This window comes from Streptomyces sp. NPDC051172 (genome assembly GCF_040682555.1).
Classification (GTDB): domain Bacteria; phylum Actinomycetota; class Actinomycetes; order Streptomycetales; family Streptomycetaceae; genus Streptomyces.
On the sequence record NZ_JBFBBE010000054.1, the window covers coordinates 15077 to 34127 of the forward strand.

The following is a 19051-nucleotide window of genomic DNA, read 5'->3' on the forward strand; positions in this document are numbered from 1 at the left end:
GATCATGACGGCCGGGTTCAACTGATCGGTGGAGGCGCGTGCGCAGCCGACCCTCGTAGATCGCCTGCTGGAACGGGGTGCCCGCGGCCGACTCGGCCGGCGGGCCCGACCTCGCGATGACCCGTCCGCCGCCCTTCCCCGAAGTCTGCGTGCCGCCGTGGACAGGGCTTCACCCGGTACGGGGGCCGTGGCGGTTCCGGAGGCGACCCCATGTCGGGCGCACTATGGTCATCCCGACAAATGGAGCGAAAGCGTCAGGTGAACGTGGAGCACAGCGGGCGACCGGCGGAAAGCTTCGAAGCGGCAGCCGTCGAAGGCGCTCCCAGACACCTGCATGTGGTCCGCCTCGGCCTGTGGCTCGTCACGGCCGTGCTCGCCTTACGCCAGATGACCGTCGTCCTCAGTACGCCCAGTGGTGAACGGCTGACGGATCTGGAGACCTGGGTCGGTCCCCACGGCGTCCTGCATGTGAAGGACTCGCTGTACGACTCGACGCGCTTCACCGGCACACCGTTCGCCGGGCTCGTCCTCAAGCCCCTCACCCGGGCGGCCGAACAGGCCCTCGGCTGGGGCTGGACCTTCGGCACGCTGCTGCTGGTGGTCGCGCTCGGCCTGATCGTGGCCCGTGCACTGCCGCAGCCGGTGAGCCGGCGGTCCTCCCTGTTCGCCGCGCCGCTCGCGATCAGCCTGCTGATGCTGTCCCTGCCGGTGCGCAACACGCTGTGGCTCGGACAGACCAGCATCATGCCGGTCCTGCTGGTGCTGGTCGGCTGCTTCGTCGTCCGTGGCGAGCGCGCCGGCGGTCTGCTGATCGGGCTCGCGGCCGCCCTCCAGCCGACCGTGCTGCTCTTCGCCCCGCTGCTGTGGTTCACCGGGCGCCGCCGCGCCGCCGCCACCACCGGGATCACGTTCACCGCCTGCATGGTGCTCGCGTGGGCCGCGATGCCGCACGACTCGTCCATCTACTGGGTGCACCACATGGCCGGCGCCGGTCTCGGCGGCAGGGCCGACGGCCTCGCCAACCAGTCCCTGCACGGCGCGCTGCTCCGGCTCGGACTCTCCGGCCCCGTGGAGATCGTCCTGTTCTTCGCGCTGGGCGCGGCGGTCGCCGTTCTCGGGGTGCGCCGCGCCGTGCGCTACGCGCGCGACGGACAACTGCTCCTCGCCGTCGCCGTCACCGGCTGCGCGGCCATCGCGGCGTCGCCGACCGCCTGGCAGCACCAGTTGGTGTGGGTGCTGCTCGCGGTGGTCGGACGGGTCGGCGAGCGGGCGTCCGACCGGTATGTGTGGCCGGTCGCCGTCATCCTGGTGATGACACTGCCGGCGGACATGATGCTGCCGCACCTGGAGCTGCTGTTCACGCTGCAGGACAACATGGTGCTGGTCGCCGCTCTCGCCGCGGCCACCTCCGTGCCGTTCCTGTCCCGCACCTCGCCGCACTACCGGTCCCCGGTCCCGGCCGAGTACGCCGCCCCGGTCCCGTCCCGCTTGCGGCACGTGCCCGTCGTCCCGTTCCTGCGCCGGGTCCTCACCCGCCCGAACCTGCTCCTCGAACTCCTCCTGATGCGCGTCACCTACGCCGCCTACCAGCAGGTCCGGGTGGGGGTGACCGGCGACCGGGCCACCGCGGAACGCCACGGGCACCAGATCCACCGGATCGAGCAGTGGCTGTCCGTGGACTTCGAGCACTGGGTCAACCACGCCGTCGTCAAGGTCGGCTGGCTGCGCGGTTTCCTCGACTACTACTACCTGTCGTTCCACTTCGCCGTCCCGCTGACCGTCCTCGCCGTGCTCTATGTGCGGCGCCCGGCGGGCTACCGCTGGGCGCGCTCGGCGCTGGGCCTGGCCACCGTCTTCGGGCTGATGGGCTTCTGGCTGTACCCGCTGGCGCCGCCGCGCCTGATGCCGGGGCTCGGGTTCATCGACACCGTGCACGGCGTCCAGGACTTCTCCAAGCCGAACTACGGCATGCTGACCGAGTACACCAACCAGTACGCGGCCATGCCGTCCCTGCACTTCGGGTGGGCGCTGTGGTGCGGCATCGTGATCGTGGTCCTGGCGCCGTGGTGGATGAAGCCCGCGGGGCTGCTGTATCCGCTGTTCATGCTGTTCTCGATCATCGCGACCGGCAACCACTGGTTCCTGGACGCGGTCGGCGGTGCCGCCGTGGTCGGGGCCGGCTTCGGGCTGCAGTCCCTGCTGTGGGGTCCGCGGGCGGCCACCCGAGCAGGGACGGGCCGGCGGCGCCGGGAGGCCGCCGGCCCGAGACCATCGTCAGCCGGACGCGGTCAACGGACCTCGACCTGAAGGTGCTTCACTCCGTTGATCCAGGCCGAGCGCAGCCGGGACGGGTCGCCGGCCAGGGTGAGGCCCGGCAGGGCGTCGGCGATCGCGTTGAAGATCAGGTCGATCTCCAGGACGGCCAGGGACTTGCCCAGGCAGTAGTGCGGGCCCCCGCCGCCGAACCCGAGATGGGGGTTGGGGTCGCGCAGGATGTCGAACGCGTCGGGGTCGGTGAAGACCTCCGGGTCGTGGTTGGCGGAGGCGTAGAAGATCCCGACCCGGTCCCCCTTCTTGATCTGCTTCCCGCCCAGTTCGGTGTCCTGGGTGGCCGTCCGCTGGAAGGAGTTGACCGGGGTCGCCCACCGCACGATCTCCTCGGCGGCGGTCTGAGGGCGCTCCCGCTTGTACAGCTCCCACTGTTCGGGATGGGTCAGGAACGCGTGCATCCCGTGGGTGATGGCGTTACGGGTCGTCTCGTTGCCTGCGACGGCCAGCATCAGCACGAAGAAGCCGAACTCGTCGGAGTTGAGATTGCCCTCGTCCTCGGCCGCCACCAGCGTGGTCACGATGTCCTTGGCCGGGCACTGCTTGCGGTCGGCGGCCATGTTCATGGCGTAGGCGATCAGCTCGGTGGCCGACTCGGCGCCGACCTCCTCGGTGATCGCGTACTCCGGGTCGTCGTACGAGATCATCTTGTTGGACCAGTCGAAGATCTTGGCCCGGTCGTCCTGCGGGATGCCGATGAGCTCGGCGATCGCCTGCAGGGGCAGTTCGCAGGCGACCTCCGTGACGAAGTCGAAGGAGCCGGTCTGTGCGCGGGCGGTCCGCGCGATGGCGTGGGCGCGCTCGCGCAGCCGGTCCTCCAGCGCCCGTATGGCACGCGGAGTGAAGACGCGCTGCACGATCTGGCGGACCCGGGTGTGCTCCGGCGGATCCATGTTGAGCAGGATCAGCCGCTGGGCGTCGATGGCGTCGCGCTCGATGTGCTCGTTGAAGCGGATGATCGCCGTGTTGAGGTACGAGGAGAACAGCTCCGGGTGGGTGGAGACGTACTTGACGTCCGCGTGCCGGGTGACGGCCCAGTACCCCTCGTCCTGGAAGCCGGCGAGGTTGCCCGACTGCGGGATCCAGCGGACCGGTTCGGCCCGCCGCAGCTCGGCGAACTCCGGCAGGGGCACACGGTGGTGCAGCAGGTCGGGGTCGGTGAAGTCGAACCCGTCGGGAAGAGCTGGACAGGACATGGGCGACTCCGGCTCGAAATTCTGACGGACCATCAGGTATCAGGTTTGCCGTGAAGGTAGTAACGGGTTCTACAAGAGGCAAGAGGTGCGACAAGCTGAATTGGAGCCGTATTGCATGCACGGCTCTTGCGGTTGTGGATGCGCTGTCAGCAGACTGCTGCCAGAACTAGAACACGTACTAGTTCAGCGTGGCGGGGTCGGCCGGGACGCCCCCGCGCCGCGCGGGTACCGGAGGAGAGGATCCCCCACCATGGCCGCGGAACCCGTCATCGTAGAAGCCGTACGCACCCCCATCGGCAAGCGCGGCGGCGCGCTCGCCAACCTCCACCCCGCCTACCTCCTGGGCGAGACCTACCGTGAACTCCTCGGCCGCACCGGCATGCCCGCCGACGCGGTCGAACAGATCGTCGGCGGTACGGTGACGCACGCCGGCGAGCAGTCCATGAACCCCGCGCGCACGGCCTGGCTGACCATGGGCCTGCCGTACGAGACGGCGGCGACGACGGTCGACTGCCAGTGCGGCTCCTCGCAGCAGGCCTCGCACATGGTGGCCAACATGGTCGCCGCGGGCGTGATCGACGTCGGTATCTCGTGCGGTGTCGAGGCGATGTCGCGGGTGCCGCTGGGCTCGGGTTCGAAGCACGGCCCCGGAAAGCCGTTCCCCGACGAGTGGAACGTGGACCTGCCGAACCAGTTCGAGGCGGCGGAGCGGATCGCGCGCCATCGCGGCCTGACGCGCGAGAACGTCGACTCGCTCGGCCTGATCTCGCAGGAGCGGGCCGCCGCGGCCTGGGCCGAGGAGCGCTTCAAGCGGGAGACGTTCGCGGTCCAGGTCCCGACGACGGAGCAGGAACAGCGCGCCGGACAGGGCATGTGGCGGCTCGTCGACCGGGACGAGGGCCTGCGCGACACGACCATGGAGGCGCTCGCGGGCCTGAAGCCGGTCATGCCGACGGCCATCCACACGGCGGGCAACTCCTCGCAGATCAGCGACGGCGCGGCGGCGATCATGTGGGCGTCCAAGCGGATGGCCCGCGCGCTGAAGCTGAAGCCGCGGGCGCGGATCGTGGCCCAGGCGCTGGTCGGCGCCGACCCGCACTTCCACCTCGACGGACCGATCGACGCGACACGGGCGGTGCTGGGCAAGGCGGGCATGTCCCTGAAGGACATCGACGTCGTCGAGATCAACGAGGCGTTCGCGTCGGTGGTGTTGAGCTGGGCGCAGGTCTTCGAGCAGGACCTGGAGAAGGTCAACGTCAACGGCGGCGCGATCGCGCTCGGGCATCCGGTGGGGGCGACGGGAGCGCGGTTGATCACCACCGCGCTCCATGAACTGGAGCGGACGGACAAGGAGTTCGCGCTGATCACCATGTGCGCGGGGGGTGGGCTGGCCACGGGCACGATCATTCAGCGCCTGTAAGCGTAAGTCGGTAGCGCGGATTGACGCGGACTGGTCAACTTGCCCAATGCTGATCAACGTAATCCTCCGCGTCCTGCCCTTCTACCTCCGCGAACCCATCATCATCGCCATCAGCCTGTCCTTCGCCGGCCTGGCCCTCTACTACTTCGTGCAGGTAGGAGGCTGGGGCCGGGGCGGCTTCGGTCTGCTGTTCCTGGCGATCGCGGTCCTGCGCGCCTACTTCTTCCGCAGGGAGTGGAGAGCCCACCGGGCGGCGAAGGCAGGGGGTGCGGTCAGACCTCAGGTGTAGTGCCGCTCCAGGAGACGAAACGGCGGAACGCGTCGGGCCGGAGGGTCAGTACCGGCCCGGCGGGGTTCTTGGAGTCGCGGATGGCGATGGTGGAGTGGGGGGATTCGGCGACTTCGAGGCAGTTGCCGCCCTGATCGCCGCTGTAGCTGGACTTACGCCACTGAGTCGCTTGGTTCTCCATAGCGCTCCTCCATTACTCGCCGCATCAGCTCCGCCGAGTCCTTGAGGGAGAGCGCGGCGGCTTGGAGATGATCGTAACGGAGCGAGCAGTCCTTGACGGTGTCCGGATTGGCGGTCGGATGCCCGCTCCCGTACCCCTCGGTGTAGACGATGGTCGGGTCGCTCGAAAAACGGTAGACGTCGAACGAGCCCTGCATGCCTGCATGGGCCCCGGCGGAGAACGGTAGGACCTGGATGTTGATCCGGGGGTTCTGCTCGAAACTCAACAGGTGGGCCAGTTGGCCACGCATGGTCTCCCGACCGCCGATCTCCTGATACAGGGTGCCCTCGCTGAGGATCGCCCAGAAGACGGGCGACTCGTCCTTCTCGAAGACACTCTGGCGGGCCAGCCGGACGGCGGTGCGGTCCTCGAGGTTGCTCTGGTTCAGCACACCGAGCACGGCGCGCGCGTACCCGGCGGTCTGCAGGAGACCGTGGATCAGGTGGTCCTCGAAGGAGCAGATCTCCATGGCCCGCGCCTGCAGCTCGGCCACCTGCCTGAACCAACCCGGCAGTTGACTCCGCATCACCAGCTCAACGAGCCGCGACAGCGCCCCGCCCGTCCCCAGCGCCGCGTCCGCCCGCTCGCTGAAGTCCTGTGTCGGCAGTTTTCTCGCCGTCTCGATCTGGCCGATCATCGAGCCCGTGTAGTTGACGATGTCCCCGAGCTGCCGCTGCGTCAGCCCTGCGGCGTCGCGATACCGACGCAACTCGTAGCCGTAGTAGTCGAGCGGCGAGGCGCCCGGGTCGAGGGTGTTGATCTGGGTCACGTGTACGGCCCCCTGCCTGTGCAACAACTCCGCCCACTGCGGGACTGGTTGTGCTCGTCCCGTAGCCCAGAGTAGTTGCGCAAGGTCAAGCTCGTCCTGTGAATCAATTCATTCCCCCCACCTACCGCATGAGCCTCACCGTCGGCGCCCACTCGGCCGGCCACATCCGCCGTATCGTCCGCTCTCTGCTCGACGAGTGGGAACTCGCGGAGCTGACCGACGCCGTGGAGCTCGGCGTGACCGAGCTGGTCGCCAATGTCGTACGGCATGTTCCGGGCAGGCGCTGTGTGCTGCTGGTATTGCGGTCGGCGGCCGGAGTCAGGGTGGAGGTGACCGACGGATGTCCTCAACTGCCATGTATTCCACACGAGTTGTCACCAGAGGTGGAAGGTGGCCGAGGACTCGTACTCCTCGACGCCGTGGTCGACAAATGGGGCGTGGGTCCGGCGCTCGGCGGTGGTAAGACGGTGTGGTTCGAATGCGTGAGGTGAGGTGGTGGGACCGTGGACGGGGTGACGGTGCGTGAGTTGACGCCGGAGGACGAGCCGCAGGTGGCAGCTCTGTTCGCGTCCTGCGAGGACTACTTCGTCGCCGCGACCGGCGGTCCGGCCCTCCCGGCGGACGTACAGAGCCTGTACTACGCGCTTCCCGAGGGCGCGGACCTCGACCAGAAGCGGCTGCTGGTGATGTGCCGGGGCGCGGATGTCGTCGGGCTGGTCGACGTCGTCGACCGGCATCCCGATGCGGAGAGCTGCGCGGTCGGGGTGTTCCTCGTCGCTCCCGGGGCGCGGCGCGAGGGAGTCGGTACGGGAGTCGCCGTTCGGTTGCTGGAGGAGGTCGCCGGGCGGGGGATGCGGAGGGTGACCGCCACGTGTCCGGCGGGGTGGGAGACGGGGCTCGGCTTCCTGCGGAGCCTGGGCTTCGAGGTCGTGGCGGCGCAGGACGGGGCGGGCGCGACGGTGGGCAACCGGACGCGCGGTCGTGGGGAGACAGGCCTGTGCGCGGCGACGCTGAGTCTCGGGGACCGATGAGTTTCCCTCGCGGCCGCCGTCTGCCTCTGTGAGAAGGAGGTGTTCGCGATGGACGCGACGGCACGGCAGGAAGCCCTGAAGCGGCTGGAGGCGCTGGTCGGGGAGTGGGTGGTGGAGGCCGAGTTCCCGGGGCTCGAGGTGCCGCCCGGCCGCTGTGTGTTCGAGTGGAGTCTTGACGGGCACTTCCTGGTCCAGCGCTCCGAGGCCCCCCCATCCCGTTCCGGACAGCATGTCGGTCATCGCCGCCGACCCGGAGACGGGCGGGTACACGCAGCACTACTTCGACTCGCGGGGAGTCGTACGGACGTATGCCATGACCTTCGACGGTGAGGTCTGGCAGCTGCTGCGCGAGTCGCCCGACTTCTCGCCGCTGAGCTTTCGGCAGCGGTTCGTCGGGCGGATCGGTGACGACGGCGACACCATCCGCGGCGCCTGGGAGAAGCGGACGGACGCATCGGCCGACTGGGAGTTGGACTTCCCGCTCTCGTACCGCAGGAGCAGCGCGGGAGCCGTCGATGAACCGCGGTGAGATCGCCCGCGCGGTCGTCGACGCCGGCCTGTACATGGTGCTCGCCACCGCCGACGGCGACGGACGGCCCTGGAGCTCCCCGGTCTACTTCGCTCATGAGGGCCACCGCGCGTTCTTCTGGGTCTCATCGCCTGACGTCCGGCACTCCCGCAACATCGCCGTGCGGCCCGAGGTGGGGATCTCGGTCTTCGACTCGTCGGCGGCCATCGGCACCGGTCAGGGGGTGTACATGTCCGCCCTCGCCGCGCGTGTGGAGGGGGAGGGCCTCGCGCACGGGCTGGACGTCTTCTCCCGGCGTTCCGTACGGCACGGCGGGCGGGTCTGGACAGCCGAGGACGTCCGGGGCGAGTCCGGCATGCGGCTGTACCGTGCCGTCGCCGACGAGCACTCGATCCTGGCCAAGGACGGGCAGCCCGATCATCGGGTGGCGGTCGACCTGGGGTGACGGGCGGCGTCGGCCGGGCGGGTCCGCTCGATCGCGGCCGCCGTCTGTGCGGCGGAGGTCGTGTCGCCGAGCGCGGTGTACAGGGCGTGGGCCCGGGTGTAGTGGGTGTGGGCCTCTGCCAGGTCGCCGCAGTGTTCCAGGGCGGTGGCCAGGCCGGAGAGGGCGCGGGCCTGGAGGTGGTCGATGCCCTTGTGGGTGGCGGGGACGGTGACGGCCCGGTAGGCCTCGGCGGCTTCGGGCCAGCGGCGCAGGGCGAGCAGGTCCAGGGCCGTCTCGTGCTGGAGGATGGCCCGCATGTAGTTGTCGAGGTCGGGCACGTCACCGGCCCGGGCGCCGAGCAGGGCGCGGTGGATGGCCAGGGCCTCCTCCGGGCGGCCGGCTTCGCGCAGTGCGCTGCCGCGGGCGCGCTGGGCGACCGCCTTTCCGGTGGTGTCGCCGGTGGCCTCGAAGAGCCGTATGGCGTTCTCGGCCGCCTGCTCCGCCTCCGCGGGGCGTTCCAGGTTCATGCGGGCCCCGGTGAGGTAGGCCCAGGCCCAGGCCTGCTGCCCGACGTCGCCGGCCTCGGTCGCCAGCGCCAGGGCGCGTTCGGCGAGTTGCTCGGCCTGCTCGTACTGGTAGCTGAACGAGTGCGCCCAGGCGAGACAGTTGAACTGGTGGGCCTCGGCCGCCCGGTCCCCGAGCGCCGCAGCGCTCCGGGCGCCGTACGAGAACAGGCTCTGCCACTCGGGCCACTGGTCCCAGCGGTCGGAGAACCAGTACAGGGTGCGTGAGGTGTGGAGGATCTCCCGGTGCCGGCCCGCCTCGAACATGAGGGGCAACGCGCCGACCCAGTGGGGCCGTTCGGCCGTCAGCCACGCCTCCGCCTCGTCGGCCGACGCGGGCGCGAAGGCCGGGACCTCACCGGGCCACGGCTCAGGCGCACCCGGCGCCTCGAACCAGCGGCCCGCCGCGGATGCCGAGCGCAGCAGCCAGTCCGCCATGCGGAGGCCCACCGACCGTGTCTCCTCCTCGTCGAGTTGCTCACGGGCGAAGAGGCGCACCAGGTCGTGCAGGCCGTACCGGCCCGGTGCCGGCTCCTCCAGCAGGCCGCGGTCGACCAGGACGTCGAGGGAGTCCTCGGTCGTCCACACGTCCTCGCCGGTCAGGACGGCCGCGAGGCCGGGGCCGGTGTCGGGCCCGGGCAGCAGCGCGAGCCTGCGCAACAGCAGCCGGTGCGGGACGGTGAGCTGGCCGTAGGAGAGGGCGAGGGCGCTGCGCACGGCGAGGTCGCCCGCGACCAGGCCGCTCAACCGCCGCTCCTCGTCGCCGAGTTGGTCGGCCAGCCGGGACGGGGTCCAGCCCGGGCGGCTGGAGAGGCGGTTGCCGACGATCCGCAGGGCCAGCGGCAGATGCCCGCACAGTTCGGTCAGCCGGGCGATCGCCTCGGACTGGCCGTCGGTGCGCGGGGCGCCGAGGATGCGCTGCAGCAGCGTCGCCGACTCCCGGCCGCTGAGTCCGCCGAGCCTGATGCGCCGTACGCCTTCCAGTCCGGCCAGCGGCCGCCTGCTGGTGACCAGCACGAAGCTGCCCTCGGCGTCCGGCAGCAGCGGTCTGGTCCGTTCCTCGTCGGCCGCGTCGTCGAGGACGATCAGCGCTCGGCGGGAGGCCAGGGTGGACCGGTAGACGGCTTCCCGGGCGGCCAGGTCCACCGGGATCCGGTCGGGCGGGTGACCGAGCGCCGTCAGCACCAGCACCAGTGCCTCGGTGGCGGGCAGCGGTGACTCGCTCATGCCGTGCAGCCGCACACCGACGCAGCCGTCCGGGAAGTGCCCGGCCAGCCGCCGCACGGCCTCCGCGGCGAGCGTCGTCTTGCCCTGCCCGCCCGGCCCGAAGAGCACCGCGGCCCGGGAGCCGGCGGTGGTGGCGAGTGCCTCCAGATCGGCCAGTTCCCGCTCGCGGCCGGTGAAGTCGGCGACGGTGCGCAGGAGATGGGGCGGTGTGGTCGGGCCGCCGCGTCCGCGGCCGGCGTCGGCCAGCCGCTGTAGGCGCTCGCGCTGTCCGCCGTCCAGTTCGAGGGCGGCGGCGAGCGCGTCGACGGTACGGCGCTGCGGTCCGCGGCTGCGGCCGCGCTCCAGGTCGCCCAGCGCGCGGACGCTCACCCCGGACGCCTCGGACAGCCCTTCCAGTGTCAGCCGGGCGGCCCGGCGCAGGGAGCGCAGCGTGACGCCGAAAGCCGTACCGCTCTGAGAAACATCCGGATCATTTCTGGTCATCACGGCAATTAGAACAAGCATCCATCCGTCGTGGAGCCGGAATGTCGGACGCCGTTTGGCCGATCGACCGTACTTCCGCCTGTGCTTCTGCCTGGTGACCACGAATCACCGGTGGTGTGCTGGTGGCCGTTGGCAACGTCCCGCCCATGGAAGGGGAACCGACATGCCGTACATCACCGTCGGCGAAGAGAACAGCGCGCCCATCGAGCTCTACTACGAGGACCACGGCACCGGACAGCCGGTCGTGCTCATCCACGGCTACCCGCTCGACGGCCACTCCTGGGAGCGGCAGGTGCCCGCGCTGCTGGAGGCCGGCCACCGGGTCATCACCTACGACCGGCGCGGCTTCGGCCGCTCCTCGCAGCCGACCAAGGGCTACGACTACGACACCTTCGCCGCCGACCTGGACAAGGTGCTGACCACGCTGGACCTGACGGACGCGGTCCTGGTCGGCTTCTCGATGGGCACCGGCGAGGTCGGCCGCTACCTGGGCACCTACGGTTCCGGCCGAGTGGCGAAGGCCGCCTTCCTGGCGTCGCTCGAGCCCTTCCTGCTCAAGACCGACGACAACCCGGCCGGCGTCGACCAGCAGGTCTTCGACGGCATCCTGGAAGCCGTCAGCAAGGACCGGTACGCCTACTTCACCGCGTTCTACCAGGACTTCTACAACCTGGACGAGACGCTCGGCAGCCGTATCAGCGAGGAGGCCGTGCGCAACAGCTGGAACGTGGCGGCCGCTGCCTCGGCGCACGCCTCGGTGGCCTGCGTGCCGACCTGGATCACCGACTTCCGGGCGGACGTGGCGAAGGTCGACGTGCCGACGCTGATCCTGCACGGCACCGGCGACCGCATCCTGCCGATCGACTCGACCGGGCGGCCCTTCCGCGCCCTGCTGCCCTCCGCCGAGTACGTGGAGATCGAGGGCGCCCCGCACGGCCTGCTGTGGACCCACGCGGAGGAGGTCAACACCGCGCTGCTGGCCTTCCTCGGCAAGTGATCGGCAAGTGATCGGCAAGTAAGCGGCACCGGTGCGTCGGGGTCACTCCCGCCCCGACGCCACCACCGCCAGCACGGCCACCGCCACCGCCGCGACCAGCAGCGGAATGCCCAGGCCGTGGTGGAGGACCAGCCAGGCGCCGAGGCAGGCGCCGGCGGCCATCGCGACGACCGCCGCCGAACGGCGCGGCGAGCGCCGGCCCGAGCCGCCGCCGGCCCGGGAGTCGGCGGCCAGGCTCGTCAGCGTCATCGTCAGGACGGTCGTCGTGGTGAGGCCGGGGACGTCGAGCTTGCGGACCGTCGCGTTGCGCAGGCCCATCGCGACGGCCGTGAGCCCGATGACGGCGTAGCGGGTGGCGGTGGCGTGCGGGGCGGCGAACGCGGCCGCGGCGGCCCCGCCCACCAGCACCGCCTCGACGGCGAGCGTCAGCCGCGCCCAGGTGCGCTTCGGACCGTCGCCCAGCCGCCGCGTGACCCGCCCCCCGGCCACCGCGCCGAGCAGGAAGCAGACCAGCGAGGTCGCGGTGTGCGGTACGGAGAACCCGGGCGCCCCGGCGGCGGCGAAGCCCAGCACCACCACATTGCCGGTCATGTTCGCGGTGAAGACGTGCCCGAGCCCCAGATAGCTCACCGCGTCGATCAGCCCGCTGACCACGGTCAGCCCCAACAGCACGAACACCAGGCGCAGTCCGCGCGCCCCCTGTTCGCTCTCACTCACGCTCATCAACTCTCCGGGCAGCCGGACGGGCAGGGTGCACTCAAGTCCACCACGGACGCGGGGGCCGCTCGGATGCCGACATCCGACGCGCGTCCGTAGCGTCGACGCCATGACCGATCAGATGCACAAATCCTATGAAACACCGGCCAGTTGGCGGACCCGGAGGGCTCTCGCCGCCGCCCGCCTTCCAGGAGCGGCTGCGACACCTGTCGGGCGGGCTGCTGGAGGCGACGCGCGCCGCCGACCACACCTGTGACTGGAAGCCGGACGTGCCGGTGCGGCTGTACGCCGGTGCCGACGACACCGACGTGCCCATCGGCAACGCCCGCACATGCGCCCGCACCCTCGCCGGTCAAGGAGCGAGGGTGCGGGTGGTCGATCAGGGAGCCGTGGACCACTTCGGTTCCTTCGCCGTGTCGGCCCCGCAGGTGGTGCGGTTCTTCGACGGCGTACGGGCTCGGGGCTGAGCCGGGTCCGGCGGCTCAGTACCAGTTGTGGGCCTGCCAGAACGACCAGGCGGCGGCCGGGCTGCCGTAGCGGGAGTTCATGTAGTCAAGGCCCCACTTGATCTGGGTCCTGGGGTTGGTCTTCCAGTCCGAGCCGGCGCTGGCCATCTTCGAGCCCGGGAGGGCCTGGACCAGGCCGTAGGCGCCGGAGGAGGAGTTGGTGGCGGTGACGTTCCAGCCGCTCTCACGCTCGACGATCTTGCTGAAGGCGTTGTACTGCGCCGCGTTCGGGATCATCTGGTGCGCGATCGCCTGAGCGCTGGCGGCCGAGTTGGCGGTCGCGGCGTGAGCAGGAGCCGCGGTCAGCGCCATGCCAGCGGTGGCGGCGGCCACGGCGGCGGAGGCGAGGGCCTTCTTCGGGGACGCGATGCGGCGGGCGATGCGGGAGACGAACACGAGAAACCTTTTTCTTCGGGGGCATGGGGTCGCACGCAGTCCCGGAGTCCCGGTGAACCCGGGAGCCCCGTGGGGCATGCGTCGGCGCCGTGGCCCTGTGGGCACATCGGCGCCGTGCGACGTCATCCAGAGAAGCAGGCTCGGAGGGGGTCCGCAATGACCGTATTTGCTAGTTGTGGTCGTATATGGGTGAGGCGATGGTCGTGTGACCTGGCTCTCAAAGTGCAGGTCAGGGGCCGTTATGGCGTGGACATGGCGTCCGGTTTGTACTACTAGAGCAGATAGTGGGTGATGTGGGTCATGTGGGGTGGTTCACCGGTCAGTGGGGGTCGAAAGTGACGGCGGTCTCGAACGCGGCCCGGCGGGTGGCTCTGCGTAGTGCCCTGAGCACGGCCGGGCCGAGCGTGAGCGTCAGTACGACGGTGACGACCGCCCGGCCCAGGTCCCAGCCCAGCGAGGTGGCCGCGCAGTACGCGAGGAAACGGGCCAGGTTGGCGGGGACGGCGGCCTGCGGGTCGAAGGCGATGCCCGAGGCGAGCGCGCCCATGAAGGGCCAGCCGGCCAGGTTCATGATCGTGCCGTAGGCGAAGGCGGCGAGGAAGCCGTAGCAGGCCAGGAGCGCGAGCTCGCCGCGGCCGCGCAGGCGGTCGGGCCCCGGGAGCAGCCCGGCCCCCGTCGTGAACCAGCCCATCGACAGCATCTGGAACGGCATCCACGGACCCACACCGCCCGTGAGCAGCGCGGACGCGAACATGGTGAGCGAGCCGAGGGTGAAGCCGAAGCCCGGGCCGAGCACGCGTCCGCTCAGCACCATCAGGAAGAACATCGGCTCGATGCCCGCGGTCCCGGCGCCCAGCGGGCGCAGGGCCGCGCCGGTCGCCGCGAGCACCCCGAGCATGGCGACCGCCTTCGGGCCGAGCCCTGACTCCGCGATGGTCGCGGCCACGACGGCGACCAGCAGCACCAGCAGACCCGCGAAGAGCCAGGGGGCGTCCTGGGCGTGGGCGCCGAGCTGTGAGCTGGGCGGGGCGAGGAAGGGCCAGCCGAAGGCGGCCACTCCCACGGCGCTGACCAGGGCGAGGGCCGTGAGGGAGCGGGGGCCCAGGCGGATGGGGCGGGCCTGCGGCGTCATCCCAGGGCCTCCCGTACCTGGGCGACCGTGAGCCACTGCTGCGGGGCGAGGATCTTGGTGACCTGCGGGGCGAAGGACGGGGACGAGACGACGACCTCGGCCGTCGGTCCGTCGGCGATCACCTCGCCGTCGGCGAGCAGGACCACTCGGTGGGCGAGTTCGGCGGCCAGTTCGACGTCGTGCGTGGCCAGGACGATCGCGTGTCCTTCGGCTGCCAGGTTGCGGAGCAGGGTCACGAGGCGGGCCTTTGCCGCGTAGTCCAGGCCGCGGGTGGGTTCGTCGAGGAGGAGGAGGGGTGGACGGGCGGTGAGGACGACTGCCAGGGCGAGGGTGAGGCGCTGGCCTTCGGAGAGGTCGCGGGGGTGCGTGACCTCGGTGACCTCGGTGATGTCGGGGAGGAGCGCTGAGAGGAGGGTGCGGCAGGTGCCGGGGGCGGCATCGGCGTCGCGGTCGGCTGCGGCGCACTCGGCTGCGACCGTGTCCGCGTAGAGGAGGTCACGGGGTTCCTGGGGGACCAGGCCTACGTGGCGGATGAGGGTGGGGGGCGGTGTGCGGTGGGGGGCGAGGCCGGCGACGCTCACTGAACCCGTGGTGGGGTGTGTCAGGCCTACGAGGGTGTTGAGGAGGGTGGATTTGCCGGCGCCGTTTCGGCCCATCAGGGCGAGGGTTTCGCCGGGGGCGATGGTCAGGTCTATGCGGCGGAGGGCTTGGATCTGGGCTCGGCGGACGGACAGGGAGCGAACTTCCGCAGGAAGGTCGGGAGTTCGTTCGGGCTGAGCCTTCTTACGTCGGCGCAGCCAGGTGGAGGTTGCTGTCGGGGTGGGTTCGCCGGCCCGCGCTTGTGGGGTGCCGCCTCTCTTCGGGTCGGGAGCCGCCCCAGCGGCACGACTGCCCGCAGGCTGAGCGAGTTGGTCGCGCAGTGCCCCCGCCCGGCGACGTGCGTCCCTCACCGTCAGGGGAAGTGGGGACCAGGATGCCAGGCGGCCGAGAGCCACCACAGGCGGATACACCGGTGAGACGGCCATCATGTCGGCCGGGGTGCCGAGTTGCACGGGGGCTCCCGGGGCCGGCAGGACGGCGACCTGGTCTGCGTACTGGATGACCCGTTCCAGGCGGTGTTCCGCCATCAGGACTGTGGTGCCCAGGTCGTGGACCAGGCGTTGGAGGACCGCCAGGACCTCTTCCGCCGCCGCTGGGTCGAGGGCCGACGTCGGTTCGTCGAGGACCAGGACCCGGGGGTGCGGGGTGAGGACCGAGCCGATGGCGACGCGTTGCTGCTGGCCGCCGGAGAGGGTGGCGATGGGGCGGTTGCGCAGGTCGGCCAGGCCGAGGAGGTCGAGGGTCTCCTCGACGCGGCGGCGCATCACCTCCGGTGCCAGGCCCAACGACTCCATTCCGTAGGCGAGTTCGTCCTCGACGGTGTCCGTCACGAAGTGGGAGAGCGGGTCCTGGCCCACCGTGCCCACGACGTCCGCGAGTTCGCGTGGCTTGTGCGTACGCGTGTCGCGGCCCGCCACCGTGACGCGGCCCCGCAGGGTGCCGCCCGTGAAGTGCGGGACGAGACCGCTGACCGCGCCGAGGACGGTTGACTTTCCCACTCCCGACGGGCCGACCAAGAGTACCAGTTCGCCTTCCGGGACCTCGAAGTCCACGCCCCGCACGGTGGGTTCGGCCGCCCCCTCGTACGTCACGGAGACATCCTCGAAGCGGATCACGACGCCTCCTTCGGGGCGATGAAGGCGGGCAGGAGAGCGAGGAGTACGGCCGCCGCCGGCCACAGGGGAAGGGTGGGGGCGACGAGCGGGACGACACCGGGGTGCAGGGCCGCCGGATCGGCGTCGGCAGCGAGGGTGAGCAGCGCGGCGACCGCGGCGCCGGAGGCCGTGACCAGCCAGGCGCGGAGGTCCCAGCGGTCGGGCCGGTATCGGGTACGAAGGCTGCGCCGACCGCCCAGCCGCAGACCGGCCAGGGCCGCGGCGACCCCGGCGAGCAGCAGGGGCAGGCCGTACGTGCCGCCTTCGGCGGTGAGCAGTCCGTACGTTCCCGCGCAGACGCCGATCAGGCCGCCGAGGGTGAGGGCGGCGGTGGTACGGCGTACGGCGGGCGTGACCTCGGCGGTGCGGCCGTAACCGCGGGCGTCCATGGCGGCGGCGAGGGCGACCGAACGCTCCAACGCGCCCTCCAGGACGGGGAGTCCGACCTGCAGCAGACCGCGGATGCCGCTGTCCGGGCGGCCGCGCAGACGGCGGGCGGCGCGCAGACGCTGGACGTCGGCGATGAGGCTCGGGGCGAAGGTGAGGGCGACCACCACCGCCACGCCGGCCTCGTACAGGGCGCCCGGCAGCGACTTGAGGAGACGGGACGGGTTGGCGAGGGCGTTCGCGGCGCCCACACAGATGAGGAGCGTGGCCAGCTTCAGGCCGTCGTAGAAGGCGAAGAGCAGTGACTCGGCGGTGACTTTGCCGCCCAGGCGGATGCCCTGTGCCCAGTGGGGGAGCGGGAGTTCGGGGAGGGTGGCGATCACGTGGGTGCCGGGGACGGGGGAGCCGAGCGCCACCGCGAAGACGAGGCGGATGAGGAGGACGGCGAGGGCGAGTTCGAGGAAGGCGGAGTAGGAGTGGGACCAGGGGGTTCGGGCGCGGCAGGTGGCCACGACGTACGCGGACGCCGCGATGAGGAGGGCGAGGAGGAGGGGGTTCGTGGTGCGGGTGGCTGCGGTGCCCAGGCCCAGCGACCAGAGCCACCAGGCGCCGGGGTGGAGGCCGGGACCCGCCCCGGCGGCACGATTTCCCGCAGGCTGCGTCGGCTGCTCGGGCTTGGCGGCGCGGCTACGCATGCCTGCGTCGCCGTGCCTGCCACACGGCTGCTGCGGCCAGCGTCACGACGGCGCCCGCCCCCACGAACAGCCCGACCGACGGGCCGTCCGTCCTGTCCCCCTTCCGTGCGGCAGCGGTCGGTTTCTTCCCGCCGGAGACCTGCTCCCCGCACCCCCTCCCGGGATACCCGGCGATGGCGCACAACAGCGCGTTCGTGTCGTACCGCAGCGGCTTCGCCACCGCCGCCAGCGCATCCGCCGTCGTGCCGTCGGCAGACACCCGCGCGCAGACCGTGCGACGGGCCGGCGGTGTCTCCCCGGACGGTGCGTCGGCCGCCGTGCCGAAGTCGAGCACGAACGCCACGCGCTTCTTGCCGTCCTGCGCGGGGGTCCGCGCGCAGATCACCGGGAACGACACCGCCCCGCGCGGCTTCGCCGAGTCGCCCGAGTCCTCGCTCACCGAGAAGCGGAAGCCCTGGACGGCGCCGTCGGAGGGGCGGGTGGTGGCGGGGCCCTGGGTGGCGTACGTCCAGTGACCGGCGTCGTAGTCCCAGAAGGACCAGTAGCGGTAACCGGCGGCCTGCGCCTGGCCGCTGCCGGTCAGGGTCAGGAACAGGGCGGCGAGGAACGGGAGGAAGCGGCGTATCACGGCTGCGCCTTCTTCTTGCGGCCGCTGATCAGGAAGCCGACGCCGATGCCGCCGACGAGGCCGACGCCGATCATCCACCAGACGCTGACGCCGGAGTCGTCCCTGTGTGCTGCCTTGTGCCGGTGCCTGGCGGGCGCGGGGCCGGTCGCGTCGAGGAGCTTGACCAGGTCCTGGCCGCCGAAGTGGTGGACGTCGAAGTTCTCCGCGTGCGCCGCGAGGATCAGCTGTGCATACGCGGCCGGTCCGGCCTGCCGGGCCCACGCCGCGGAGTTGGTCTCCAGCCAGCGCATGGCGTCGGCAGCCTTGTCACCGTGGCCCGCGGTGGCGAGGGCGAGGACCGCGTCGGCCGTGTTGCCGTAGTCGGGCTGGGGCTTGGCGCCGGGCAGCGTCGACGTCAGGTGCTTGTCCTTGGCCAGGGCCTTGAGGAGGTACCCGGCACCGTTCTGGGCGGCCTGCTCGCGGCCGGTGGCCTTCTTGCACGTCGGAGTGGCGCCGGTGGGTTTCGGGGAGTCCCCGGTCAGCCCCTTGCCGAGGGCGCCCACGACCGCGGCCGCGCTCGCGTCCGCGTTGGCGGACAGCTCGCCCTTCTTGTCCGGCTGGAAGGCGAAGGCGCCCGAGCCGTCCCCGCCGCAGGGCAGGGCGAGCCTCAGCAGGGCGTCGTAAGGGGACCTGTCGTCCTTCACGACCTGGTCCGGCTTCTCGCCCACGGCGGTCAGCGCGCCGATGACGACGGACGTCGAGTTCGCGTCACTCGCTCCGCCCGGGGCGTAGCCCCAGCCGCCGTCCTTGTTCTGCACGGACTTCAGCCAGGAGACCGCCTTGCCGGTGACGCTCCCGTGTCCGCCGAGCGCGGCGAGGGCCTGGACGGCGGCGCCCGTACTGTTCGTGTCCACCATGAGCTTCGCGTCACAGGCCTTCACCGTGTCCGCGCGGAACGGTGCGAAGGCCCCGTTCGCACACTGCTGTCCCGCCAGCCAGTCCACCGCCTTCGCCGCCGGCTTCACCCCCACGGTGTCCTGCGCGAGCAGCGCCAGCGACTGGCGCCAGACGCCGTCGTACTTCGGGTCGGACGTGCCGTACAGCCCGCCGGGCAGGGACGGGGAGGGGGACGCGGCGAAGGCGGGGACGGCTGCGCCCAGTACGACGGCGGTGGCGGCCAGTACCGCGGCGCTGCGGCGGACGACGTTCATGATCGGCGGGTGCCTCTCCCTGCGGGAGCGGGCAGCACGGGACGACCCCGGCGGCTCGGCTCCGTATGCCTCGACGGTGCCGCACGCCGACGGGTGCCGACGCACGTGAGCCGGTCACAACCGCGCGGGGCAATCCGGCTGGCCGCCCGGTGCGGGCGGGTCACGGGTGG

At 71.3% G+C, this 19051-nt stretch carries 19 protein-coding genes and 1 pseudogene; 9 read left to right on the forward strand and 11 right to left on the reverse strand.

Annotated features, from left to right (window positions below; genetic code table 11):
- Positions 1-240 precede the first annotated feature (240 nt).
- Positions 241-2307 (forward strand): bifunctional glycosyltransferase 87/phosphatase PAP2 family protein, encoded by a 2067-nt coding sequence (locus tag AB0N07_RS28745; RefSeq protein ID WP_365839894.1) that lies wholly within the window; start codon positions 241-243, stop codon positions 2305-2307.
- Here the strand turns inward: AB0N07_RS28745 and AB0N07_RS28750 are convergent.
- Positions 2289-3524, reverse strand: coding sequence for a cytochrome P450 (locus tag AB0N07_RS28750; RefSeq protein ID WP_365839895.1), 1236 nt, complete (start codon positions 3522-3524; stop codon positions 2289-2291). The genes AB0N07_RS28745 and AB0N07_RS28750 overlap by 19 nt on opposite strands.
- Positions 3525-3774: 250 nt before the next feature.
- Here AB0N07_RS28750 and AB0N07_RS28755 point away from each other — a divergent pair, with 250 nt between their 5' ends.
- On the forward strand, positions 3775-4944 hold the full coding sequence (locus AB0N07_RS28755) for a steroid 3-ketoacyl-CoA thiolase (protein WP_365839897.1): 1170 nt from the start codon (positions 3775-3777) through the stop codon (positions 4942-4944).
- A 46-nt stretch (positions 4945-4990) separates the two neighbouring features.
- A complete protein-coding gene (locus AB0N07_RS28760; RefSeq protein ID WP_365839899.1) occupies positions 4991-5233 on the forward strand; it encodes a hypothetical protein in 243 nt (80 codons plus the stop codon).
- Here AB0N07_RS28760 and AB0N07_RS28765 read toward each other — a convergent pair.
- A complete protein-coding gene (locus tag AB0N07_RS28765) occupies positions 5217-5414 on the reverse strand; it encodes a DUF397 domain-containing protein (RefSeq protein ID WP_365839901.1) in 198 nt (65 codons plus the stop codon). The genes AB0N07_RS28760 and AB0N07_RS28765 overlap by 17 nt on opposite strands.
- A complete protein-coding gene (locus AB0N07_RS28770; RefSeq protein WP_365839903.1) occupies positions 5386-6222 on the reverse strand; it encodes a helix-turn-helix transcriptional regulator in 837 nt (278 codons plus the stop codon). The genes AB0N07_RS28765 and AB0N07_RS28770 overlap by 29 nt, the downstream gene beginning before the upstream one ends.
- A gap of 128 nt (positions 6223-6350) precedes the next feature.
- Between AB0N07_RS28770 and AB0N07_RS28775 the strand changes: the two genes are divergently transcribed.
- From AB0N07_RS28775 to AB0N07_RS28790, 4 genes are all read left to right on the forward strand, one after another.
- A complete protein-coding gene (locus AB0N07_RS28775) occupies positions 6351-6713 on the forward strand; it encodes an ATP-binding protein (protein ID WP_365839972.1) in 363 nt (120 codons plus the stop codon).
- A 12-nt stretch (positions 6714-6725) separates the two neighbouring features.
- Entirely contained in the window at positions 6726-7253 is a 528-nt protein-coding gene (locus tag AB0N07_RS28780; RefSeq protein WP_365839905.1) for a GNAT family N-acetyltransferase, read from the forward strand.
- Between the two features lie 229 nt (positions 7254-7482).
- On the forward strand, positions 7483-7782 hold the full coding sequence (locus AB0N07_RS28785) for a hypothetical protein (protein ID WP_365839907.1): 300 nt from the start codon (positions 7483-7485) through the stop codon (positions 7780-7782).
- Entirely contained in the window at positions 7769-8227 is a 459-nt protein-coding gene (locus tag AB0N07_RS28790) for a pyridoxamine 5'-phosphate oxidase family protein (RefSeq protein ID WP_365839909.1), read from the forward strand. Before AB0N07_RS28785 ends, AB0N07_RS28790 begins: the two co-directional genes overlap by 14 nt.
- On the opposite strand, the gene AB0N07_RS28795 is transcribed toward AB0N07_RS28790, so the two are convergent.
- Positions 8200-10479 carry an NB-ARC domain-containing protein gene (locus tag AB0N07_RS28795; RefSeq protein WP_365839911.1) on the reverse strand — a complete coding sequence of 760 codons (2280 nt, stop codon included), beginning with the start codon at positions 10477-10479 and terminating at the stop codon, positions 8200-8202. The two genes, AB0N07_RS28790 and AB0N07_RS28795, sit on opposite strands and share 28 nt — an antisense overlap.
- Positions 10480-10642: 163 nt before the next feature.
- Here AB0N07_RS28795 and AB0N07_RS28800 point away from each other — a divergent pair, with 163 nt between their 5' ends.
- Entirely contained in the window at positions 10643-11476 is an 834-nt protein-coding gene (locus AB0N07_RS28800; protein ID WP_365839913.1) for an alpha/beta hydrolase, read from the forward strand.
- A 42-nt stretch (positions 11477-11518) separates the two neighbouring features.
- Here AB0N07_RS28800 and AB0N07_RS28805 read toward each other — a convergent pair whose 3' ends face one another.
- Complete coding sequence (locus AB0N07_RS28805; protein ID WP_365839915.1) at positions 11519-12199, reverse strand: YoaK family protein; 681 nt, start codon at positions 12197-12199, stop codon at positions 11519-11521.
- Between the two features lie 173 nt (positions 12200-12372).
- On the opposite strand from AB0N07_RS28805, the pseudogene AB0N07_RS28810 reads away from it, so the two are divergent.
- Positions 12373-12660 (forward strand): annotated as a pseudogene (locus tag AB0N07_RS28810) (alpha/beta hydrolase); the annotation flags it as partial.
- Positions 12661-12675: 15 nt separating this feature from the next.
- Here AB0N07_RS28810 and AB0N07_RS28815 read toward each other — a convergent pair.
- From AB0N07_RS28815 to AB0N07_RS28840, 6 genes are all read right to left on the reverse strand, one after another.
- On the reverse strand, positions 12676-13095 hold the full coding sequence (locus AB0N07_RS28815; RefSeq protein ID WP_365839917.1) for a transglycosylase SLT domain-containing protein: 420 nt from the start codon (positions 13093-13095) through the stop codon (positions 12676-12678).
- 319 nt (positions 13096-13414) lie between these two features.
- On the reverse strand, positions 13415-14227 hold the full coding sequence (locus AB0N07_RS28820; RefSeq protein ID WP_365839919.1) for an ECF transporter S component: 813 nt from the start codon (positions 14225-14227) through the stop codon (positions 13415-13417).
- Positions 14224-15942: an ATP-binding cassette domain-containing protein gene (locus AB0N07_RS28825; RefSeq protein ID WP_365839921.1), complete on the reverse strand. Its 1719-nt coding sequence runs from the start codon at positions 15940-15942 to the stop codon at positions 14224-14226. Before AB0N07_RS28825 ends, AB0N07_RS28820 begins: the two co-directional genes overlap by 4 nt.
- Positions 15939-17063 (reverse strand): energy-coupling factor transporter transmembrane component T, encoded by a 1125-nt coding sequence (locus AB0N07_RS28830; protein WP_365839923.1) that lies wholly within the window; start codon positions 17061-17063, stop codon positions 15939-15941. Before AB0N07_RS28830 ends, AB0N07_RS28825 begins: the two co-directional genes overlap by 4 nt.
- Positions 17056-17691: an SCO2322 family protein gene (locus AB0N07_RS28835; protein ID WP_365839925.1), complete on the reverse strand. Its 636-nt coding sequence runs from the start codon at positions 17689-17691 to the stop codon at positions 17056-17058. Before AB0N07_RS28835 ends, AB0N07_RS28830 begins: the two co-directional genes overlap by 8 nt.
- Positions 17688-18881 (reverse strand): prenyltransferase/squalene oxidase repeat-containing protein, encoded by a 1194-nt coding sequence (locus AB0N07_RS28840; RefSeq protein WP_365839927.1) that lies wholly within the window; start codon positions 18879-18881, stop codon positions 17688-17690. Before AB0N07_RS28840 ends, AB0N07_RS28835 begins: the two co-directional genes overlap by 4 nt.
- Positions 18882-19051: the final 170 nt, after the last annotated feature.